15 protein-coding genes are annotated in these 17,680 nt (G+C 40.8%); 11 read left to right on the forward strand and 4 right to left on the reverse strand.

Going from position 1 to position 17,680, the window contains the following annotated elements:
• Positions 1-2 precede the first annotated feature (2 nt).
• Positions 3-464: an ATP-binding protein gene (locus J4N37_RS24390; protein WP_045388967.1), complete on the forward strand. Its 462-nt coding sequence runs from the start codon at positions 3-5 to the stop codon at positions 462-464.
• 38 nt (positions 465-502) lie between these two features.
• Here J4N37_RS24390 and J4N37_RS24395 read toward each other — a convergent pair whose 3' ends face one another.
• From J4N37_RS24395 to J4N37_RS24410, 4 genes are all read right to left on the reverse strand, one after another.
• Positions 503-688: a hypothetical protein gene (locus J4N37_RS24395; protein ID WP_045388965.1), complete on the reverse strand. Its 186-nt coding sequence runs from the start codon at positions 686-688 to the stop codon at positions 503-505.
• 52 nt (positions 689-740) lie between these two features.
• Positions 741-1,076 carry an Hpt domain-containing protein gene (locus tag J4N37_RS24400; protein WP_252042657.1) on the reverse strand — a complete coding sequence of 112 codons (336 nt, stop codon included), beginning with the start codon at positions 1,074-1,076 and terminating at the stop codon, positions 741-743.
• A 10-nt stretch (positions 1,077-1,086) separates the two neighbouring features.
• Complete coding sequence (locus J4N37_RS24405; RefSeq protein ID WP_252042658.1) at positions 1,087-2,634, reverse strand: response regulator; 1,548 nt, start codon at positions 2,632-2,634, stop codon at positions 1,087-1,089.
• A 131-nt stretch (positions 2,635-2,765) separates the two neighbouring features.
• The gene (locus J4N37_RS24410; RefSeq protein WP_252042659.1) at positions 2,766-4,895 is read right to left on the reverse strand and encodes a serine/threonine-protein kinase; all 2,130 of its coding nucleotides are present in this window, start codon (positions 4,893-4,895) and stop codon (positions 2,766-2,768) included.
• Between the two features lie 315 nt (positions 4,896-5,210).
• Here J4N37_RS24410 and tagH point away from each other — a divergent pair, with 315 nt between their 5' ends.
• From tagH to tssC, 10 genes are read left to right on the forward strand one after another with little or no spacing between them, the layout of a single operon-like run.
• Positions 5,211-6,395 carry a type VI secretion system-associated FHA domain protein TagH gene (tagH, locus tag J4N37_RS24415; protein WP_071235934.1) on the forward strand — a complete coding sequence of 395 codons (1,185 nt, stop codon included), beginning with the start codon at positions 5,211-5,213 and terminating at the stop codon, positions 6,393-6,395.
• 15 nt (positions 6,396-6,410) lie between these two features.
• On the forward strand, positions 6,411-6,860 hold the full coding sequence (tssJ, locus tag J4N37_RS24420; RefSeq protein WP_038886805.1) for a type VI secretion system lipoprotein TssJ: 450 nt from the start codon (positions 6,411-6,413) through the stop codon (positions 6,858-6,860).
• Positions 6,861-6,876: 16 nt separating this feature from the next.
• The gene (gene tssK / locus J4N37_RS24425) at positions 6,877-8,202 is read left to right on the forward strand and encodes a type VI secretion system baseplate subunit TssK (protein WP_269429121.1); all 1,326 of its coding nucleotides are present in this window, start codon (positions 6,877-6,879) and stop codon (positions 8,200-8,202) included.
• Between the two features lie 11 nt (positions 8,203-8,213).
• Positions 8,214-9,500 (forward strand): type VI secretion system protein TssL, long form, encoded by a 1,287-nt coding sequence (gene tssL, locus J4N37_RS24430; RefSeq protein ID WP_010452266.1) that lies wholly within the window; start codon positions 8,214-8,216, stop codon positions 9,498-9,500.
• 17 nt (positions 9,501-9,517) lie between these two features.
• Positions 9,518-13,036 carry a type VI secretion system membrane subunit TssM gene (tssM, locus tag J4N37_RS24435; protein ID WP_252042660.1) on the forward strand — a complete coding sequence of 1,173 codons (3,519 nt, stop codon included), beginning with the start codon at positions 9,518-9,520 and terminating at the stop codon, positions 13,034-13,036.
• Positions 13,018-13,713, forward strand: coding sequence for a type VI secretion system-associated protein TagF (gene tagF / locus J4N37_RS24440; RefSeq protein ID WP_252042661.1), 696 nt, complete (start codon positions 13,018-13,020; stop codon positions 13,711-13,713). The genes tssM and tagF overlap by 19 nt, the downstream gene beginning before the upstream one ends.
• Positions 13,714-13,717: 4 nt before the next feature.
• Positions 13,718-14,509: a PP2C family protein-serine/threonine phosphatase gene (locus tag J4N37_RS24445; RefSeq protein ID WP_252042662.1), complete on the forward strand. Its 792-nt coding sequence runs from the start codon at positions 13,718-13,720 to the stop codon at positions 14,507-14,509.
• Positions 14,506-15,636 (forward strand): type VI secretion system protein TssA, encoded by a 1,131-nt coding sequence (tssA, locus tag J4N37_RS24450; protein ID WP_252042664.1) that lies wholly within the window; start codon positions 14,506-14,508, stop codon positions 15,634-15,636. The genes J4N37_RS24445 and tssA overlap by 4 nt, the downstream gene beginning before the upstream one ends.
• 12 nt (positions 15,637-15,648) lie before the next feature.
• Positions 15,649-16,173, forward strand: coding sequence for a type VI secretion system contractile sheath small subunit (gene tssB / locus J4N37_RS24455; RefSeq protein ID WP_010452261.1), 525 nt, complete (start codon positions 15,649-15,651; stop codon positions 16,171-16,173).
• Positions 16,173-17,666 (forward strand): type VI secretion system contractile sheath large subunit, encoded by a 1,494-nt coding sequence (tssC, locus tag J4N37_RS24460; protein WP_171357244.1) that lies wholly within the window; start codon positions 16,173-16,175, stop codon positions 17,664-17,666. Before tssB ends, tssC begins: the two co-directional genes overlap by 1 nt.
• Positions 17,667-17,680: the final 14 nt, after the last annotated feature.

Here is a 17,680-nt window from a genome sequence, read left to right on the forward strand (position 1 = left end):
CAATGATGGAAAAGCTTGTGATGAAAAAGACATACTTCAGTTCACTTGATGCTCCCAGACAAGTCGCGAATGATGTTCTTCATTCCTTACATCGCTATGAGCTTTTGACGGAAGAAGCAATGTGGGTGGAGTTAGCTGTCTTTGAACTCGTCACCAATGTGTATGAGCATGCATACAACAGAGTTGACGGGTTAGATTTTAGTACTAGCGTTTACACTTTGTATGGGCAGGCTAACTTAAGTCCCAAAATCAAAATCCTGGTTTCTGATAAAGGTATAGGGATGGAAATGTCTGTATTTGAGTCACATATCAACAAGAGAATAGACAACGCCAAAATTTTGGGCATTTCGAGTTTGGAAACCTCCGGAAGAGGTCTCATGCTCGTTAACCATTTAATGGACGATATTCATTATCAAAGTAAAGGTGGCTTAAATACGTTTACAATTATTAAACAGCTGTCATAGCTGCTTAGCAGGAGTTTTATGCCCCTGCCTACGCATGCTTACTTCGCCTGTTTGTCGAGTATCAACAGTGCATCTAGTTCATCTTGGGATAGTACATCCATAATATGCGCGTTGGCATGGACATGCTCCAGTGATAGCTGTGTTTTACTTATTAGGTATTTCTTTTGTGGCTCTGTTAAGTCATCTAGCTTTGCTAGCAACTCTCTGAAACGTACATCGTCCATTATGTAACCTCCCATGGCGATATCAGAGTTTAGTTAAGTGCTCTCGAAGTATTCAAGTGACCTCAATAAGATATCTTCGTATTTGTTTGTGGATGAGGTCCAGCTCGGTATTTATGATGGTAATATCTCCATGATTAGGCGCTAGACCATCTCTCGTTTTGTTTTCTACGTTTTCAAGTGCGTTGACCGCAATCTTTTCTCCAAAACCAGCTAAAATCCCTTTCAAACTATGAGATAACAAGAATAGTCCTTGCCAATCATGTTCTTTATTGAAGTAATTCAGATCTTGTAATGCATTCTCATAGTCCTCCATGTAGGTAAGAAGTACAGCAGTTATAATCTCCTGATCGTTATCCATATACTGGTTGAGTAACTCAAAATTGAGCATGTGTATTCCTTTAGACAAAGTTTAGATTAAATGGTTTTGGTAGAGGAGAGACCTTGGAGCCATTTAGAAAGTCGCTAACCCACATCGACCAGTTTGGAGGTAAAGCGAGTTGCGTCAGGCTCTCAAGTATTCCCTTTACTTCCGGATGATTTACGTCACCGTTTTGACTGAGTAAGTGCTTGAGCTTTGCCTCTATAGAGAAAGGGAAGTTATCCACCGGGATGCTCTCTTGAGTATGGTTCTGACTAAATTGATGCCCCTTTTCTACGTTGGTTTTATGTTGCTTGTGTTTTAAGACTAATTGTAGAGAGCTAACTAATTCAAACTCACCAAATAATTCCATCAATGGGATCGCTAGCTCTATTACTGTGATTGGACATCTCGGCATGTTTTGATAATACAAACTTATGGCGAGTAGCACCTTTTTGTGAGCTTCTTGAGGTCTAGACTCCTTTAAAAGTAGGTTGCATTGCATAAGCAATCTTACCGCATAGAGATCAGCTTTTTGATTTTGGTTTAGCTGTTCGAATGCGATTTCACAAAAATAATTCAATTTAGTGAGCAGCTCCCTCTTGTCCCTTTGATTTGTTAACTCATTGTATAGCTCGGATACGAAACTGACGTAATGCCTGATAGTAGATAACCAATTCGGATCTGTGGGAGAGAGGCATGTCGCATAAGTAAGGCCAATATCATACAACTTGTCTTTTTGTTTGAGCTTGCTTGCGACTCTGGAAACGCTCAGCATTCTATGGCTGTTGCTAGGTGTTGCTTTAAACGCTCTCTCTGTCATAAGAAAAGCATTGCTTAGTTGTCCCTCTGATTCATATAGACCTGCTAGGTTGTCAACTGCTCTCAAGCAAAGAGGGTTTTTGGCCACATAGTCGGCCAATAGTTTAATGGATTGGAAAATAGCGCCTTTATCTCTTAGTAAGTAGGCTTGAGCACATATCAAACTAGCGTGCTCTTTGTACTGGCAATAAGGGAGGAAAAGTGCCAGAAGCGAAGTGTTGTTGCGTTTAACAAGAGTGTCGATCAAAAGCGATTCAACACAAACACTATTTGGATGCTTTTCGAGAACAACAGCGAGTTGAGATAAAGTTAGGTGCTTAGATTGCTGTAACTCACTTTCAACCTGAGCTATTCGCTTTTGTTCTTGTATAGCAGTCTTCATTTTATTGTTGAGAGCTTTAGTTTGAAGTGGTTTTTTAAGGAAGTGTCTTACGTGACCAGATAGCGAGGTCAATACAGTTTCTTGTCTTGCGTCCCCAGAGATCATTAAGACGGCTGTAAGTTGAGATATCAATTTAGATCGCAGCATCAAATTTAGTAATTCAACACCAGTCAACCTTTCTCCTAAATGATAGTCTAGGATGATGAATGAGTAGAACCTAGACTTTACCGCTCGCAATGCGTCAGAGGCGTTGTTAACGCAAGTAATATTTGGCTGGCTTACTCCAAGCGATTGTAGTTGATGTCTGATCAATACACTGGATGTTGAACAGTCATCAACTACTAATATGTTTATTTGACTAACGTGGACCTTTTCAATGTTCAAGATGCCGTCCTTTGCATATTATGTACTATTTAAAAGATAGTAATCGTGTTGCATATTGGCAAGGTGTTTTGCTGCAAATTTAGCTAGTTAGAACATATCGCTGGAGTAGTGTTCGAGTCCTTAATCCTGCATTAGCTTCTTTCCATTTGTTGCATTAATGCGTTCGCTTTTTGCATTGCCCGCCTCGCACTTTTTGCCTTACGTTTGTTCAGAAGAATGTCTGAGAAGTCTAGGTACTTATTAGCAATTTGGAATTTCAATGCGTTAATATCTTCGAAATTTTCTGGAAACCGCTTAGATAGTACGTTGAGGTCGTCAACGAGTTTGTCGAGATGAACAGTTGTCTTCGCCTTATCTAAGCGGAAATGCAAACCATCAAAATCTTCTTTATACAAAATTCTTGCGGCGTGAGCTGGGAAAGGTAGTGGCGTATTTGAATCTAAAGATTGAATATACAACTTCATCTCCAGTATAGAGTCTTTCATTTGGTTGCTTGTGACCAACTTATCCTTATATTCCTCGACGCCAGAAAAAAACGTGTTGCCAACTTTTAGCAAAGTAACGAGAGAGGCTGCGTCTTTTTCTTTAAGTGCTTCCGTTAATTGTTGGCCAAACACCTCAGAGGCAAGCGAACTTGGTACAAAACGGTACTCACGATGAATCGTATTTAAATCGTGTTTAAGATCGTAAATAGAACGTACATCGGGCTCTTTGACGTAGCGTGACTTCTCGAGGTGACTATTGATTTGTCGTGATATTGATAGCAAGGTCGAGTGCTTGCTAGATTGAATGTCTACGGACAAAACTTCTATTTTGTGAGAGTCAGGGTAGTAACTCCTCGCATTAGATAGCACAAGTTCAATTTGATCATAGTTTGGATAGCTAGTGTTGCTTGTGTTTAGGATACTATCAATCTCAGATTCAAATTGTCCGAGAATACTCTCTTTGTGTACGCGTAAATAGCCTTCCTTGATAACAGGGTGCAAAGTTACTTCACTGTCAACGAGCTGTTTAGCTTCAGTAGCAGTTAGCTTCAGTAAGTCTAGCTGTTCACTTAATGCCTCTTCACTTTTCTTTAAGGTTAACGCTAATTCTGAAATTTTATCTTGTTGGTGCTGGAAGGTATAAGCTGCGCCAATAGCTAAAATTACGGTTGCAGCCAGTGGAGTGATTAGCTTCAAGTGGTTCTTATTAAGTTTAGCTAATAGTAGCCGTGCATTTACATCTTCTTTCACACTGCCACTATTGAGGATAGAGGCTAAAACAGGCCACTTGCTAAATGGAAGGTTGTTGGGCTTTACAACTTTTAAGCTTTTCTTTAAGGCTTCATTGACAGGGGTTCTGTTATAAGGGTGCTTACAAGATAGCAACTCATAAATAATGCAACAGAAAGCGAATAAATCATCTTGAAATGTGGGTTCCTTGCCTTCAAGAACGGGTTTTGATGCATAATTTGGAGTGTAGCCCAACGTGTCAAGGCTTTGAGATGGTCGTCTAGCCGCATACTTATCTTGTTGTACCCTGTGAGTCTTGGATACTCCGAAGTCAAGTAGCTTAACGTTGCCTTCAGGTGTGATCATAATATTAGCAGGTTTTAGATCGGCATGAACAACGCCTTTCGTATGAGCGTAATCAAGGGCATTGAGTGCCTGCCCAACAATACTCATAGTGGCAGAAAAAGATAATCCATTTGGCCTAGAACGTTGAATTAATTGCTCTAGTGTTTCGCCGTCGACATACTCCATGACCAAAAAGTACACATTAGCATCTACGCCGAAATCATAGACTCTAAGTATATTGGGATGGCTCAGCTTCTGAGTTTGCTGTGCTTCTCTAATCAGCATGCGGGCAGTTTCAGGCTGTTCAGCGAACTCATCCTGAAGGATCTTCAATGCTACGTGAGGGTTATCTGCACCGGAAGAATCAAGGATTATATCCTTGGCTAAATAGACATCACATAACCCTCCGTGGCCAATCAGAGATTCAATTTCATATCGATTCTTGATGACCTTTCCGAGCAGCGAGCTACCATCGGAAGTTGATGCAGGTTTAATGGAATTTTGATTATTAATTGCATTCTTAGCGTCGTTGCAAAATTGAGATGAATTTTCATTTCTTGTGCTATTCGATTTGAAGTTACCCTCAGTTTTTAAATTTCTTTTATTAACTTTATTGTTGTCTTTATTTTGACTCTTTACAACTTTCGTCTTATCACCATCAGATCTATTACTAATAGATTTGTCTTTATTACTGTCAGCCATCAAAAGTGCTCCATAAATAATGATGAGTGAAATATATGATTTCCTATCTACATAAAAATGATTAGATTCCTGTTTCTCGGTCAAGCTAACATCAGAAATTTGACGCATGAAACTTGATGCGTCAAAACTTTGAACTCCGCTGTATTATTGGAGTAATTCAATATTCACTTATTGCTTTGGGTTGAAAATGATTCATTATTCTTTCCGTGTAATTAATTAGTGGTCTTTTCTAAACTATTTACTTATTTGAAAATATTGTTATTGATTGATTTGTATTTTATTTTTGCTACGTGAATTTTCGGCGAGGTTTATTCGATGTTGCTTTTAAGCATTACAAGTTTTCACAAGTTTACTCCAGAGATTGAAACGGAATTTAAATTTAATGAGGGAAGTGAACATGCTAAAGCTACGTTTGGTCGCTCAGAAGATTGTGATTGGATCTTGCCAGACCCTGAACGAGTAGTATCTAGCTTACATGGTGAACTAGTCAAATTTGGTGACACCTTCTTAATTCGCGACATGTCAACTAATGGCATTTTTGTTAATAACGCTGTAAGCCCGATCGGACAAGGGAATGAAGTTCACTTAAATGATGGTGATACATTATCTATTGGTGATTACCAAGTTACGGTGGAAGTCACTTTTGAGAGCGAAATTGGGTCAACTAGGTTAGACAATAATGCGAATGAAGAGCATCAAAAGACCCTCGTACCAACAGTTAAACCGGACTACGATGATTTTGGCTTTAGTATACCAGAAGTGCTGGAAACCAAGCCAAAAGAGGAATGTAGCACTCAATTAGATATTGGTTTGACTGATGATTTCTTTGATGTAAGTGACACACCACATGTTATTGATAATAAGGTTGAAGCAGATGGGCTTAGGGATAATAAATCATCAATTAATGTTGGAGGGTGCGAAGAGTTAAACGCATTCATTACTGGGCTTGGTATAAACCCGCAATTGATACCTGAAAGCAACAAAGAAGACTGGTACAAGCAAATTGGAGAATCATTTTCTTTGATGTTAATCGGGTTGATGGAAACGCTACACAAGCGGGCTCAATTTAAGCAAAACAATCGGCTTAACCATACTGCATTTCAAAAGCAAGAAAATAACCCGTTGAAGTTCTCTGCTAACTTAGAAGACGCAATTCACAATTTGTATAATAGACAGACGTCTAGCTTTATAGATCCCAATGCAGCTATTCGAGAAGCGTTTCTAGATATCGAAAAGCATGAGAGTGCTTTGATGAAGGGTGTTGAAGGTTCAGTGCTTGGTATTATGTCTCTTGTGGATCCGGAGTCAATCTCAACATCAAATCAAAGTGACAGTTCACTAATTAACAAGATTAATCCATCAAGAAAATATGTCACTAATTGGATAAGTTTCCAAAATATACACCGTCAACTTTTTGATGAGATAGTAAATAGTGATACGCCTTTTTATTTGGATGATTTTGCTAAATATTATGATTCATCACAGCGTGGGGAACATTAGAAGAAGGGATTTAGTATGTTGAGAATATTTTTAATATTGTTTTTGTCAATTGTGATTGTAGGTTGTAGTGCCGCAAACTTTGTTGTTAAGCCTTATTCTACTTTAGAGGTAAAGTCAGCGCATAATATCAACCCGGACTCAAATGGAAGGCCGTCACCTGTTGTGTTTTATGTGTTTGAGCTTACTTCTGATACTATTTTTTCTAATCAGGATTTCTTTTCGTTATATGAAAATCCGGAAAAAGTACTTGGTCCAGATCTGGTTAATAAGTTTGAGTTTTCGCTGACACCAGACTCAGTGGAAAACTATCAAGCAAGTATGAACCCTAAGACAGAGTTTATTGGGCTAGTTGCAGCTTTCAGGGATATAGAAAACTCCAATTGGCGACAAGTTATCAAGGTAGATAAAACTGGCTATAACACCTATGAAGTCTTGATTGATGATTTATCACTAGTAGTAAAATAAATATTGGCAATAATAAATGACTGAATACTCTTTAACTGCATGGTGTGAGGGGATGTTTTTACGTCCCCAACACTTTCAACAGCAAGATAGGGCTTTAACCTCTGAATTTAGGGATTTAGCAAAGTACATATCTCCTTATTACTGGGGAATATGGAACTTACATTTGTCAGAAGCAGCCTTGAAAGACGGACAAGTAAGAATCGATTCTTTGACCGCCATTTTTCCAGATATGACGGTAATAGACTGTCCAAACAAACACAAATCTCCAAAGCCAGTCTCTATAGATAGAGGTGTGGAGAATACGTTGATAAAAATTGTACTGCCAGAATTAAACTGTCAAGAAAAGAGTGTAAGTCCTGATAATGCTGAGGAGATTAAACGGTTTTCTCTTGATGATGTCGAACTTATCGACTCGAATACTGGTTTAGATGAAGAAACTATCCAAGTAAAAACGTTTAATATCGAACTCAAGTGTTCTAATGAAAAATTAGCGGGTTATGTAGAGATCCCAGTTTGTCGAATAAAGGAAGTGACGCCCGAAGGAGAAGTTGTTTTAGATGAGGGTTTCATTCCACCTAGTTTGAATGTGAAGAAGAACTCACAGCTTACAGAGTGTTTAGACAACGTTACAGCAATGACAAAGATCCGAGCTGACTCAATTTCTCAGAGGTTAGGTCAAGGTAAGGCTGCGTCAGCCTCTGCGGTTGATTTCATTATGCTGCAGATGTTGAACAAATATGAAGCTAAATTTCGCCATATAAAAGAGTTAGATCACATCACTCCAGTCGATTTTTCAATGTTGTTACAAAGTTATCTTGGAGAGTTGGCGACATTTTCAAATAAGTCCAAACGTTTACCTAGCGTAGAGCAATATGACCATTTAGAACTGGGCTGTTTCTTCCAATCTTTAAACCAAACAATAAGCCAATACCTAAGTGTTGTCTTGGATCAGACCGCGACTAAACTGCCATTAGAGTCAAGGCAATATGGGATACACGTTGCGCCTCTTCCGGATAAAAAGTTGCTCGAAAGCTGTCAGTTCGTACTAGCAGTTAAAGCGGACATTAATACTGAAGAAATTCGACGCCTTGTTCCTGGACAATTGAAATTTGGTGCAGTGGAGCAAATTCGCGATCTAATCAACAACCAAATTAACGGTATCTCTGTTGCGCCTCTATCGGTTGTTCCTCGTCAAATCGCTTACCAAACTGGCTATGTTTACTTTGAAGTCATAAAGAAAGGACATTTTTGGACACGACTCAGTGAAAGTGGCGGTATGGCGTTACACCTGTCAGGTAACTTTCCCAACGCTGCATTAGAGCTTTGGTGTATCAGTCAATAAGAGTGACACGAATGGAACAAACAATAGTCAAGCCGAGCCCTGGTCGAAAGAAACCACCGACAACGAAAGAGGTATCATCGGATAGTACGATAGTACTTAGCTCAAATGCTGAACATATTAACAATGACAGTATCGTTGCTTATGGTAGCAACCCAGTTCTCGCGGAAGCTAATGGGATCTTGTCTATAGTGGCTCAGATCCGAGCCACGGCGACTCATTCGGATATTCACCACTTAAAGGAGTCACTAGCTCAAAAGTTACGTGACTATGAGAATCGTCTGCGTCAACAGGAAGTAAGTCTAGAAACGATAGATATTGCTCGTTATAGCCTCTGCTGCGTTATTGATGAGGCTGTCTTAAATACGAATTGGGGCGGGCAATCTGCATGGAGTCATGATTCTTTATTGTCATCTTTTTACTCGTCTTCAAAGGGGGGAGAGGCATTTTATGAGAATCTGAAAAAATGTATGGGTACCGCAGAAAGTAACCTTGATTTGCTAGAGCTAATGTTTGTATGTATGTCTCTTGGCTTCGTCGGCCAGTACCGTTTAGAGCAAAATGGCCTAGAGTCCCACAGGAGGCTACGAAAACAAATTACTTCCATACTTAAAAATTTTGGCCGTTGTAATAACATCGAATGGGCTTACGACCCAACTGAAAGTGTCACAAGTGGCTCTCAGTCAGCAGAGAGTGCGCCTATATGGGTATTATGCTCTGTAACTGCCGCAATTTTGGTATGTGTTTTTATGTACTTTAACCATGCTCTCAACTCGGCGTCGAACAAGACTTTCTCAAGCCTGATGAACCTTGTTTCTAAAGACCAATCAATTATTTCTACATCTACGATTATCAACACTAAGCCGATTGCGGAAAAAATCTCAGTTTATCTTGCGACTGAAATTGAGAAAGGCATCGTATCTGTAGATTCCTTGCAGGATAGAGTAAGGATCACCATTAAAGCTCAAGATTTATTTGAATCTGGGAGTGCTGACCTTGTTGAGTATATTGACCCGATCATTTTTAAGATTGCTCAGACTTTGGAGTCTGTCGAAGGGAAAATAGTGATTACCGGACACACTGACGATAAACCGATATTCACTAGCAAATTTCCATCCAATTGGCACTTATCTCTTGCAAGAGCGACAGCACTAACAGACAGACTTTTAGATAACGGCGCTTTGAAGAGTAGGGTAATTCCTGAAGGTGTAGGTGATGCGAGACCTTTGGTGGAAAATGACAGTGAATCAAACAGGTCAATAAACCGTCGTATTGAAATTGATTTGTTATTAACCAAATAACTATTGGGATCATTAAAATGAATATGAAAGACATTGGAAGGTTCTTTTCCCAAAGGTGGCTTATTAGCCTAGTAGGAGTTTTTGCCTTCTCAATCTTTATTTGGTTTGTTGGCCCGCTTATTAGTATTTCATTTTATGAGCCATTAAAAACTGACTTTCAACGGTTAATCACTATTCTTACTGTTGTTCTAGTATGGGCGTTAGTTTCTATTTTGAAGCAACATAGGCAAAAAGCTCAGGATGATGCAAGTATTCAAAACTTGTTAGAAGTCGACAGTCAGTTTGATAAAGAGGCTGCATCAGAGATTGCTCTAATGCGCGATAAAATAGAGCAAGCGGTAAAAACAGCAACTCACAGTCATAAAGGAAAGAGAAGCCTATACAGCCTACCTTGGTACGTACTAATTGGACCACCGGGAACAGGTAAAACCACGGTTCTCAAACAATCTGGATTGGAATTTCCTTTAGCCAGCACTATGGGGGCTGAATCAGTCGAGGGCATAGGTGGTACTAGGCATTGTGATTGGTGGTTTGCAAACAAGGCTGTGCTTATAGATACAGCTGGTCGATATACAACGCAGGACAGCCAGGCCGCAGTTGACTCTAAGGCATGGCATGGTTTTCTCGGACTACTTAAAAAGTATCGAACACAGCGGCCAATCAACGGTGCAATTGTTACTGTGAGCTTAGCGAGTGTGATGTCGCTGACACGAACGGAGAGAAGTTTGCATGCTCGTGCAATTAAATCTCGCTTGCAAGAACTTAAAAATCAGCTGGGAATGCAGTTTCCGATTTATGTGTTACTAACAAAAGCAGATCTTGTTGCGGGATTCAGTGAATTTTTTGCCGATGTCACAAAGGAAGAGCGTGACGAACTGTTAGGGTTTATGTTTCCGATGGAAGTTGTTGATGAGCGTGGCTCTATTGGTTTGTTTAATAAAGAGTTCTATGGGTTATTAGAGCGTTTAGATAAGAGAATGCTACGTATTTTAGAAACAGAGGATGACTTAGATAAACGCGCGTTGGTATTCGAGTTCCCAAAACAGTTAAGGATGATGCAAGCGAATTTAGATGAATTTTTGTCAGAAATTTTCGCTCAGAACAGCTTTGAAGAACCAGCCATGATCCGTGGTATTTTTATTGTAAGCTCCGTTCAAGAGGGGGCACCTGTAGACCGACTAATGCATGAATCCGCAAGTGGCTTAGGGTTAAATCGGTTAACACTAAAAATGACTAAGCGAGCATCACATAGCTATTTCGTAAGAAGTCTGTTTGAAAAGGTCATTTTTAAGGAACAATGGCTAGGTAGTGTTAATAAACACTATCAAAAACAGAATCGATGGCTCAGAAAGGGGGTACTTGTCGGTTGTTTAAGTCTATTAGTATGTGCGTCGTTATTGTGGTTTTTTAGCTATCGCTGGAATATAGATCTTATTAAAGAAGTTAATCAACAAACCCGTGATATTGAGGTGATGATTAATGCTGAGGGACTCGATTTTGATAAAGACATCATAAATGCAGTCGCAACACTCGACCGAATAATGATGCTTCCACTGGGAGCGGATAACCACTACCCAGATTCACAGCTTTTTAACAAATTAGGTCTGTATCAAGGGGATAAAATTTCTCAGTCAGCCAATCAAGCCTATAAAGATGCACTATCGTTCTATTTTTCAGAGTTGATTTCGAGCGCACTTGTATCTGAGATGGATGACAACAAGCATCATCGCGAGTATTTATATGAAACATTAAAAATATACTTAATGTTATTTCACTCAGATAAGTTTGACATGCAGCAAGTCATGAATTGGTTTGATTTCTATTTTCAACGAGAGTTCCCAGGAGCCCTGAATGAAGCACTACGAGAGCGACTAAGTGTTCATACGCAACACTTTCTAGTAGCGAGCGAACGAGGACTCAATTTTAACGAAAATTCCGTCAAAGATGCGAGGGATGTATTAACGAAAATGTCGCTCCCAGAAAGGGCTTATCAGCGAATGAAGGTACAATTCTCTAAGAGTCATGTTCCCTCGTTTCGACTCACTGATGTTCTTGGCCCGAAGAGTTTAGAGCAGTTTGAAAGGCGAAGTGGAAAGCCTCTCTCTCAAGGTATTCCAGGCTTTTATACTTACAATGGATTCCATAGCATTTTCCAAATACAACTCGGCCGAACTGTGAAAAGTTTGATGGAGGAAAACTGGGTATATGGTGACGATATAGAAGTAAGGAACATTGACGAGAATGCTGCTATTAAAGGGGTTCAACAAAGATACTATCAGGACTATGTTAATGAGTGGAAGGGACTCGTAGAAGATATTCAACTAAAGCAAGCGCCAACCTTGTCAATGGCAACTGAGCAAGCTCGTATTTTAAGTGGTGTCGAAAGGCCGATAGAGTCTTTGTTACGAGCCATTCAAAAAGAAGTTGGTCTAACTAAAGTGACGTTGACTCAAAACCAAAAAGCAGCGTCAGAGGTTACGGCTAAAGTTGCCAAGGTCAAGTTATCGAATACTGCAGATAAGTTAGATCTTTATTTACCTGATGAAAGTGAATTCGCCGTATCACTGCCAGGAAAGGAGGTAGAAATACACTTTGCGGATATTCTGCATTTAAGTGAGCAGGACTATAGCGACATCCAAGATGCTATGTTGAATCTAAGATCTTACCTCACTGATTTGTCTAGCTCGGGAAATAATCAAAAAATAGCATATAAAAGTATACTGGACGGCACTCTTACTCAAGAAGTAGCGTCTTCATTTTCTGCAGCGAAGGCCGTATTGCCAAAACCATTTAATAATTGGTTGGGTGAGCTTTCCCAAGAATCCGTCAAGTTTGCGGAGTCGGGTTCTAAGGATCATCTCAACAGACTTTGGCAAACCAGAGTCGTCAAAGCATACAACCAAACTATTGCAGGAAGATACCCTTTTAAACCCAGTGCTGACAAAGAGGTTCGCTTGAAAGATTTTAAGCGCTTCTTCGGGTACGGCGGTACTTTGGACGCTTTTTTTCAAGAGTACCTAGAACCATTTGTTGATACTTCTCAGGGGCGTTGGAAGTTTGAAAAAGAGATTGGAGTGAAAACGCAAACGTTACATGTCTTCCAACGAGCTCAAAAAATCAGACAGTCATTCTTTGAATTAGACAACTCGTTAAAAGTCGATTTTGGAATGAAACCTGTCTATCTAGATCAGCATATAACAAGGTTTGTATTAGAACTTGGTAAGCAAGACTTAGTTTATAAACATGGGCCAGCAAGAGCGAGAGACCTCACTTGGCCATCGAATACGGCGCAAACGAGGATTGTATTTACACCACCGGACTCGAAGCGTGAGATATCACACACTTATGAAGGTGAATGGGGCATCTTTAAGCTACTGGACCAATCTTTGAAAGCAAGACCGGAGTCAAGAAATGACAACATTGTCATGATTGATTTGAAAGGAAATAAGGTGCAACTCGAATTGATTCCCAAAAGTGCTTTTAATCCATTTTGGTCTAACGATATGGAGAGGTTTAGATGTCCACAAACCTTATAACCGAAAGTTGGGGCTATATTGGTAAAATTCCTTCTAAGGGGGACTTTATCAAGGAAGGATTACCATCTGAGTTTGTTTCACAGTTTCATGATTGGCAACAAGCCGTGTTAGCGGTGAGCAAAGAGCAGTTAAATGAGACTTGGGTTGAGTTATTTCTTAATGCTCCAATTTGGCACTTTGCTTTAGACCAAAATTATATTGGAGGTGCTACTTATATCGGCACTTTGATTCCGAGTGTCGATGCCGCTGGACGTTATTTTCACTTTTCTGTAGTTAGGCCGGTTCGCGGCCGGGCTATTGATTACTGGGAAAGCCGGAATTGGACTCAAACGACAGAACGCTTGGCCCTTGAGGTATTAGGTGATGAGTTTCAATTTGATAAGTGGCATCACAATTTAAAAGAAACCGGTGAAGGTTTAGATACCATAGAGCCAACTAGTTATATCGCAGAGTTGTTAGATCCGAGTACCTCGAACGCCGTGTTTAGATTTTCGGAGTTGTTTGGTCAACGAGTTTTGCTAAACCACATGCTCGCCACAAAGGGAAATCATCCGTGTTTTTGGTGGACTGAGGGGGCACAAGCTGTGGAGTCATCGATGGTTATCACAAGTGGCTTGCCTTCAATTGGCCAGTTTTCAGCGATGCTTGATGGAAACTGGAAACAGTGGGGATGGTAGTAGAGTGAATTGGAATTATTTTACATTTGCGAAGAGCCATGCCGGCAAGGTAAGGCCATACAACGAAGATGCTTTATTGGATATGACCGAAAAAAGAGTCTGGGTTGTTGCTGACGGAATGGGGGGACACTGCGCTGGTGATATCGCAAGCCAGATGTTAGTTGATCATATTGAGCGCAGAATTATCGACGACGATGTAAGCAGTATTGATGATTTGAGAGTCACAATACAACAAGCAAACGCGGCTATATATCATTACGCGCAATCGGAACTAGATGGGGCAACAATGGGAACAACTTTGACATTGTTATTCATCAATGATGGTTACTTTCATTGCCTGTGGGTTGGAGATAGCCGAATCTATCAACTCAGGCACAATGTTTTTACTCAGAAAACTCGTGATCATAGCCAAGTAATGGATTTGGTTGACCAAGGCTTACTGGCGTTGGAGGACGCAGAATCACACCCGCTAGCGAATGTAATAACTAGAGCAATTGGTGTTGATGAATATGTCACTATTGATCAGGTTTCTGGTCAACTTTTGGACGGTGACCAATTTTTGCTATGCAGTGATGGATTAACGAAAGAACTTAGTGACCAAGAGATTAAAGCTACGCTACAAGCTGATACGGTGAGTCAAGCTGGGCTAGCGCTATTGCATTCAGCTTTGGTGAGAGGGGCGAGTGATAACGTCACTTGTACGATCGTAAAAGCGCGTAGCGATAAAGTCGCGTTGGAAGTCGATGGTAACAATGATGCGACGATTCCTGTCTTTATGAATGGAGGCTCTAGATGAATACCAACTCTCATTTGTTTGATTGGTATGAGGCTGCATTGGAGCCAATTAAGGGTAGTTTGGCTACCGGAATTGATCCCAGAGAAGATGTTTCCCCGCAGTCCGCATACTATCGATTAAAAGATCAACGTATGCTTGCCCGAAATGAAGAACGTAATGCAATCATTGAAGAAGAATCCATATTGCTCCATAGCGGGTTATGGCGAGTATTCTTGGAAGAGGTGCCTGATGTCTTGTCAAACCAAGCCAAAGACCTTGAGTTTGTCGCTTGGCTAATAGAAGCATTGACTCGATTGTATGGGTTTAGAGGGATGGGTATCGGCTATGAGCTAGCAACCGGGTTGGTAGATACTTACTGGGATGATATCTATCCCATGCCTGATGAAGATGGGATGGAAACGCGTATCTCCTCGCTAATTGGTCTAAATGGGATTGAGTCAGAAGGTACGCTAATATTTCCAATTGCTTCTATTCCTTTAACTGAAATGGGCATTGATCAGGCATTTGCCTATTGGGAATATCAACAGGCCATAGACTTAGAGCGATTAGATGAAGATAAGCGTCGTTATAAGGTTGATGGGGGAGCGATTGAACTGGCTAAGATTCTTGAAACGGTAAAAACGACCTCTGATGAGTTTTATATCGATTTAATAGCCGACCTCGAGTATGCAATTGCTTCATTTGGTAAATTTTCTAATACGTTAGACAAAGCTGTTGGTGATGTAACACCTAGCTCTTACATATCTCAAAAGTTAGATTCAATACTCTCGGCACTTAAGCATGTGCTTGGGGGGCGTTACCCAAGCCAAAGGGGAAAGGTAGAAACCATCAAAGATGAGCTTGAACAAGATTATGTTCCAGAAGAGACTATTTCTCAGGTCGACTCCACAGAGCTGTTAGCAACTAATATGCGCTCGAGAGAGCAGGCAATCAATCAGTTACAGAGTGTCGCGGATTTTTTCCGTGAAACGGAACCTCACTCACCAGTTTCTTACACCATCGAGCAAGTTATCCGTTGGTGTGGAATGCCTCTGCCAGATTTATTGGCGGAACTAATTTCCGATGGGGATGCAAAAAACAGCTATTTCCGTCTGGTTGGCATAGCAAATCAAAACAATGAAGGATAAAGGGAGAACGGTATGACGAGTATCCACTCGAAACTATCACGAGTAAGGAAGCCTCGTGTTCACATTACCTATGATGTTGAAACAGAAGGCGCAACGCTTAAAAAAGAGCTTCCTTTTGTTGTAGGCGTGATGGGGGACTTTGCTGGACAGAACACTTCGGAGTTAAAGCCTCTTAAAGATCGCCGATTTATTCAAATTGACCGAGATAATTTTGATGATGTGCTAAAGAAAATGAGCCCATCTGTTCGGTTCAAGGTTGCGAATAAGTTAGCGAATGACGACTCGGAATTCGCAGTAGATTTGAGTTTTAATTCGATGCAAGACTTTGAACCCGCGGCAATTGTTAATCAAGTCGATCCCTTGCGTAAGTTAATGGAAACAAGAAATAAATTGAGAGATCTGATGACCAAGGTCGATCGTTCTGAAGAGTTGGAAAATATCCTCGAAGATGTTCTGAATAATACCGACAACCTTACGAAGTTGGCAGGAGAGCTAAAACTTGGTGAGCAGGAACCAAGTAAAGAGGGGGCTGAATAATGAGTACTGAGCTTGAAAAGCAACTCGATCCAACAGTAGAAGAGCAGTCTTACTCATTTTTAGAGCAAGCGATTGGAGCTACTAAGCAAACGGAAGCTTCTCGTGCACAAGAGTTGATTAAGACTCTTACTGAAGAAGCGATGAAAGGTACCGTCTCGTGGAATAAAAACCTCACAGTTACTTTTCGTGAAGCAATAACTCTATTAGACAAGCAGATTTCGGAGCAGTTATCTGAAGTCATGCACCACCCGGAATTACAGAAGTTAGAGGGTTCTTGGCGTGGGTTAAACTATCTAGTGATGAACTCAGAGACAAGCTCTTCATTGAAAATTAGAATGATGAGTACAACCAAGAAAGAGTTGCACAAAGACTTGAGTAAAGCGGTTGAGTTTGACCAAAGCCAGATCTTTAAAAAAGTCTACGAGTCAGAGTTTGGTAGTGCAGGCGGCGAACCATATGGCGCTCTAATCGGTGACTATGAGTTTACAAATCATCCGGAAGATATCGAAACACTTCGTCTAATGTCGAACGTCGCGGCTTCTGGCTTTTCTCCGTTCCTTTCCGCAGCATCACCTGCTTTATTTGGTTTCGATGAATGGACTGAGCTCTCTAAGCCTCGTGATCTTGAGAAAGTCTTCGAATCACTTGAATATACTCAGTGGCGTTCTTTTAGAGAAAGTGCGGATTCACGCTTTGTAAGTTTGACCATGCCAAAAGTACTTGCTCGATTACCATATGGCGAAGCGACATCACCCGTTGAAGAGTTTGGGTTTGAAGAGTTTGATGTAGATGCGGTTTCAGGCGTCGCCGTCAATGCGGACCACAATGATTACTGTTGGATGAACTCTTCATATGTGTTGGGTGCAAAATTGACAGATGCATTTTCAAAATACGGTTTCTGCACCGCGATTCGAGGCGCTGAAGGCGGTGGGCGTGTTGAAAATCTACCAACTCACTTCTTTATGAGTGACGATGGTGATCCGGACATGAAGTGTCCAACTGAAATTGGTATTACTGATAGGCGCGAAGCGGAGCTAGGTAAGCTTGGGTTTTTACCACTGTGTCACTACAAGAATACCAATTATGCTGTTTTCTTTGGCGCTCAAACCTGTCAAAAACCTGCTAAGTATGACTCACCAGATGCAACAGCAAATGCTGCTATCTCAGCTCGACTACCTTATATGATGGCAACTTCACGTTTTGCACATTACTTAAAAGTGATGGCGCGAGACAAGATAGGTAGTTTCATGGAAGCTGAAGATGTTGAATCATGGCTAAATCGATGGATCCTCAGTTATGTCAATGCGTCCGAAGGCGGTGGGCAGGAGATCCGTGCGAAATACCCTCTGGCGGATGCTCGTGTACAAGTGAAAGAGATTCCTGGAGCTCCAGGTTCATACAACGCGGTCGCTTGGTTAAAGCCATGGCTACAAATGGAAGAGCTAACGACCTCTTTACGTTTAGTCGCTAAAATTCCCCAATCAGGTGGATAACAGCCTAGTGCGCT

It is taken from the genome of Vibrio sp. SCSIO 43153, assembly GCF_023716625.1.
GTDB lineage: Bacteria > Pseudomonadota > Gammaproteobacteria > Enterobacterales > Vibrionaceae > Vibrio > Vibrio rotiferianus.

Excerpts from the sequence above, each read along its gene's own strand:
- tssC (WP_171357244.1), top strand. The coding sequence starts at position 16,173 with ATGAGTACTGAGCTTGAAAAGCAACTCGATCCAACAGTAGAAGAGCAG.
- tagF (WP_252042661.1), top strand. The coding sequence starts at position 13,018 with ATGTCCACAAACCTTATAACCGAAAGTTGGGGCTATATTGGTAAAATT.
- J4N37_RS24400 (WP_252042657.1), bottom strand. The coding sequence starts at position 1,076 with ATGCTCAATTTTGAGTTACTCAACCAGTATATGGATAACGATCAGGAG.
- tssK (WP_269429121.1), top strand. The coding sequence starts at position 6,877 with ATGACTGAATACTCTTTAACTGCATGGTGTGAGGGGATGTTTTTACGT.
- J4N37_RS24410 (WP_252042659.1), bottom strand. The coding sequence starts at position 4,895 with ATGGCTGACAGTAATAAAGACAAATCTATTAGTAATAGATCTGATGGT.
- tssA (WP_252042664.1), top strand. The coding sequence starts at position 14,506 with ATGAATACCAACTCTCATTTGTTTGATTGGTATGAGGCTGCATTGGAG.
- tssB (WP_010452261.1), top strand. The coding sequence starts at position 15,649 with ATGACGAGTATCCACTCGAAACTATCACGAGTAAGGAAGCCTCGTGTT.
- tssJ (WP_038886805.1), top strand. The coding sequence starts at position 6,411 with ATGTTGAGAATATTTTTAATATTGTTTTTGTCAATTGTGATTGTAGGT.
- J4N37_RS24395 (WP_045388965.1), bottom strand. The coding sequence starts at position 688 with ATGGACGATGTACGTTTCAGAGAGTTGCTAGCAAAGCTAGATGACTTA.
- tagH (WP_071235934.1), top strand. The coding sequence starts at position 5,211 with ATGTTGCTTTTAAGCATTACAAGTTTTCACAAGTTTACTCCAGAGATT.
- tssL (WP_010452266.1), top strand. The coding sequence starts at position 8,214 with ATGGAACAAACAATAGTCAAGCCGAGCCCTGGTCGAAAGAAACCACCG.
- J4N37_RS24390 (WP_045388967.1), top strand. The coding sequence starts at position 3 with ATGATGGAAAAGCTTGTGATGAAAAAGACATACTTCAGTTCACTTGAT.
- tssM (WP_252042660.1), top strand. The coding sequence starts at position 9,518 with ATGAATATGAAAGACATTGGAAGGTTCTTTTCCCAAAGGTGGCTTATT.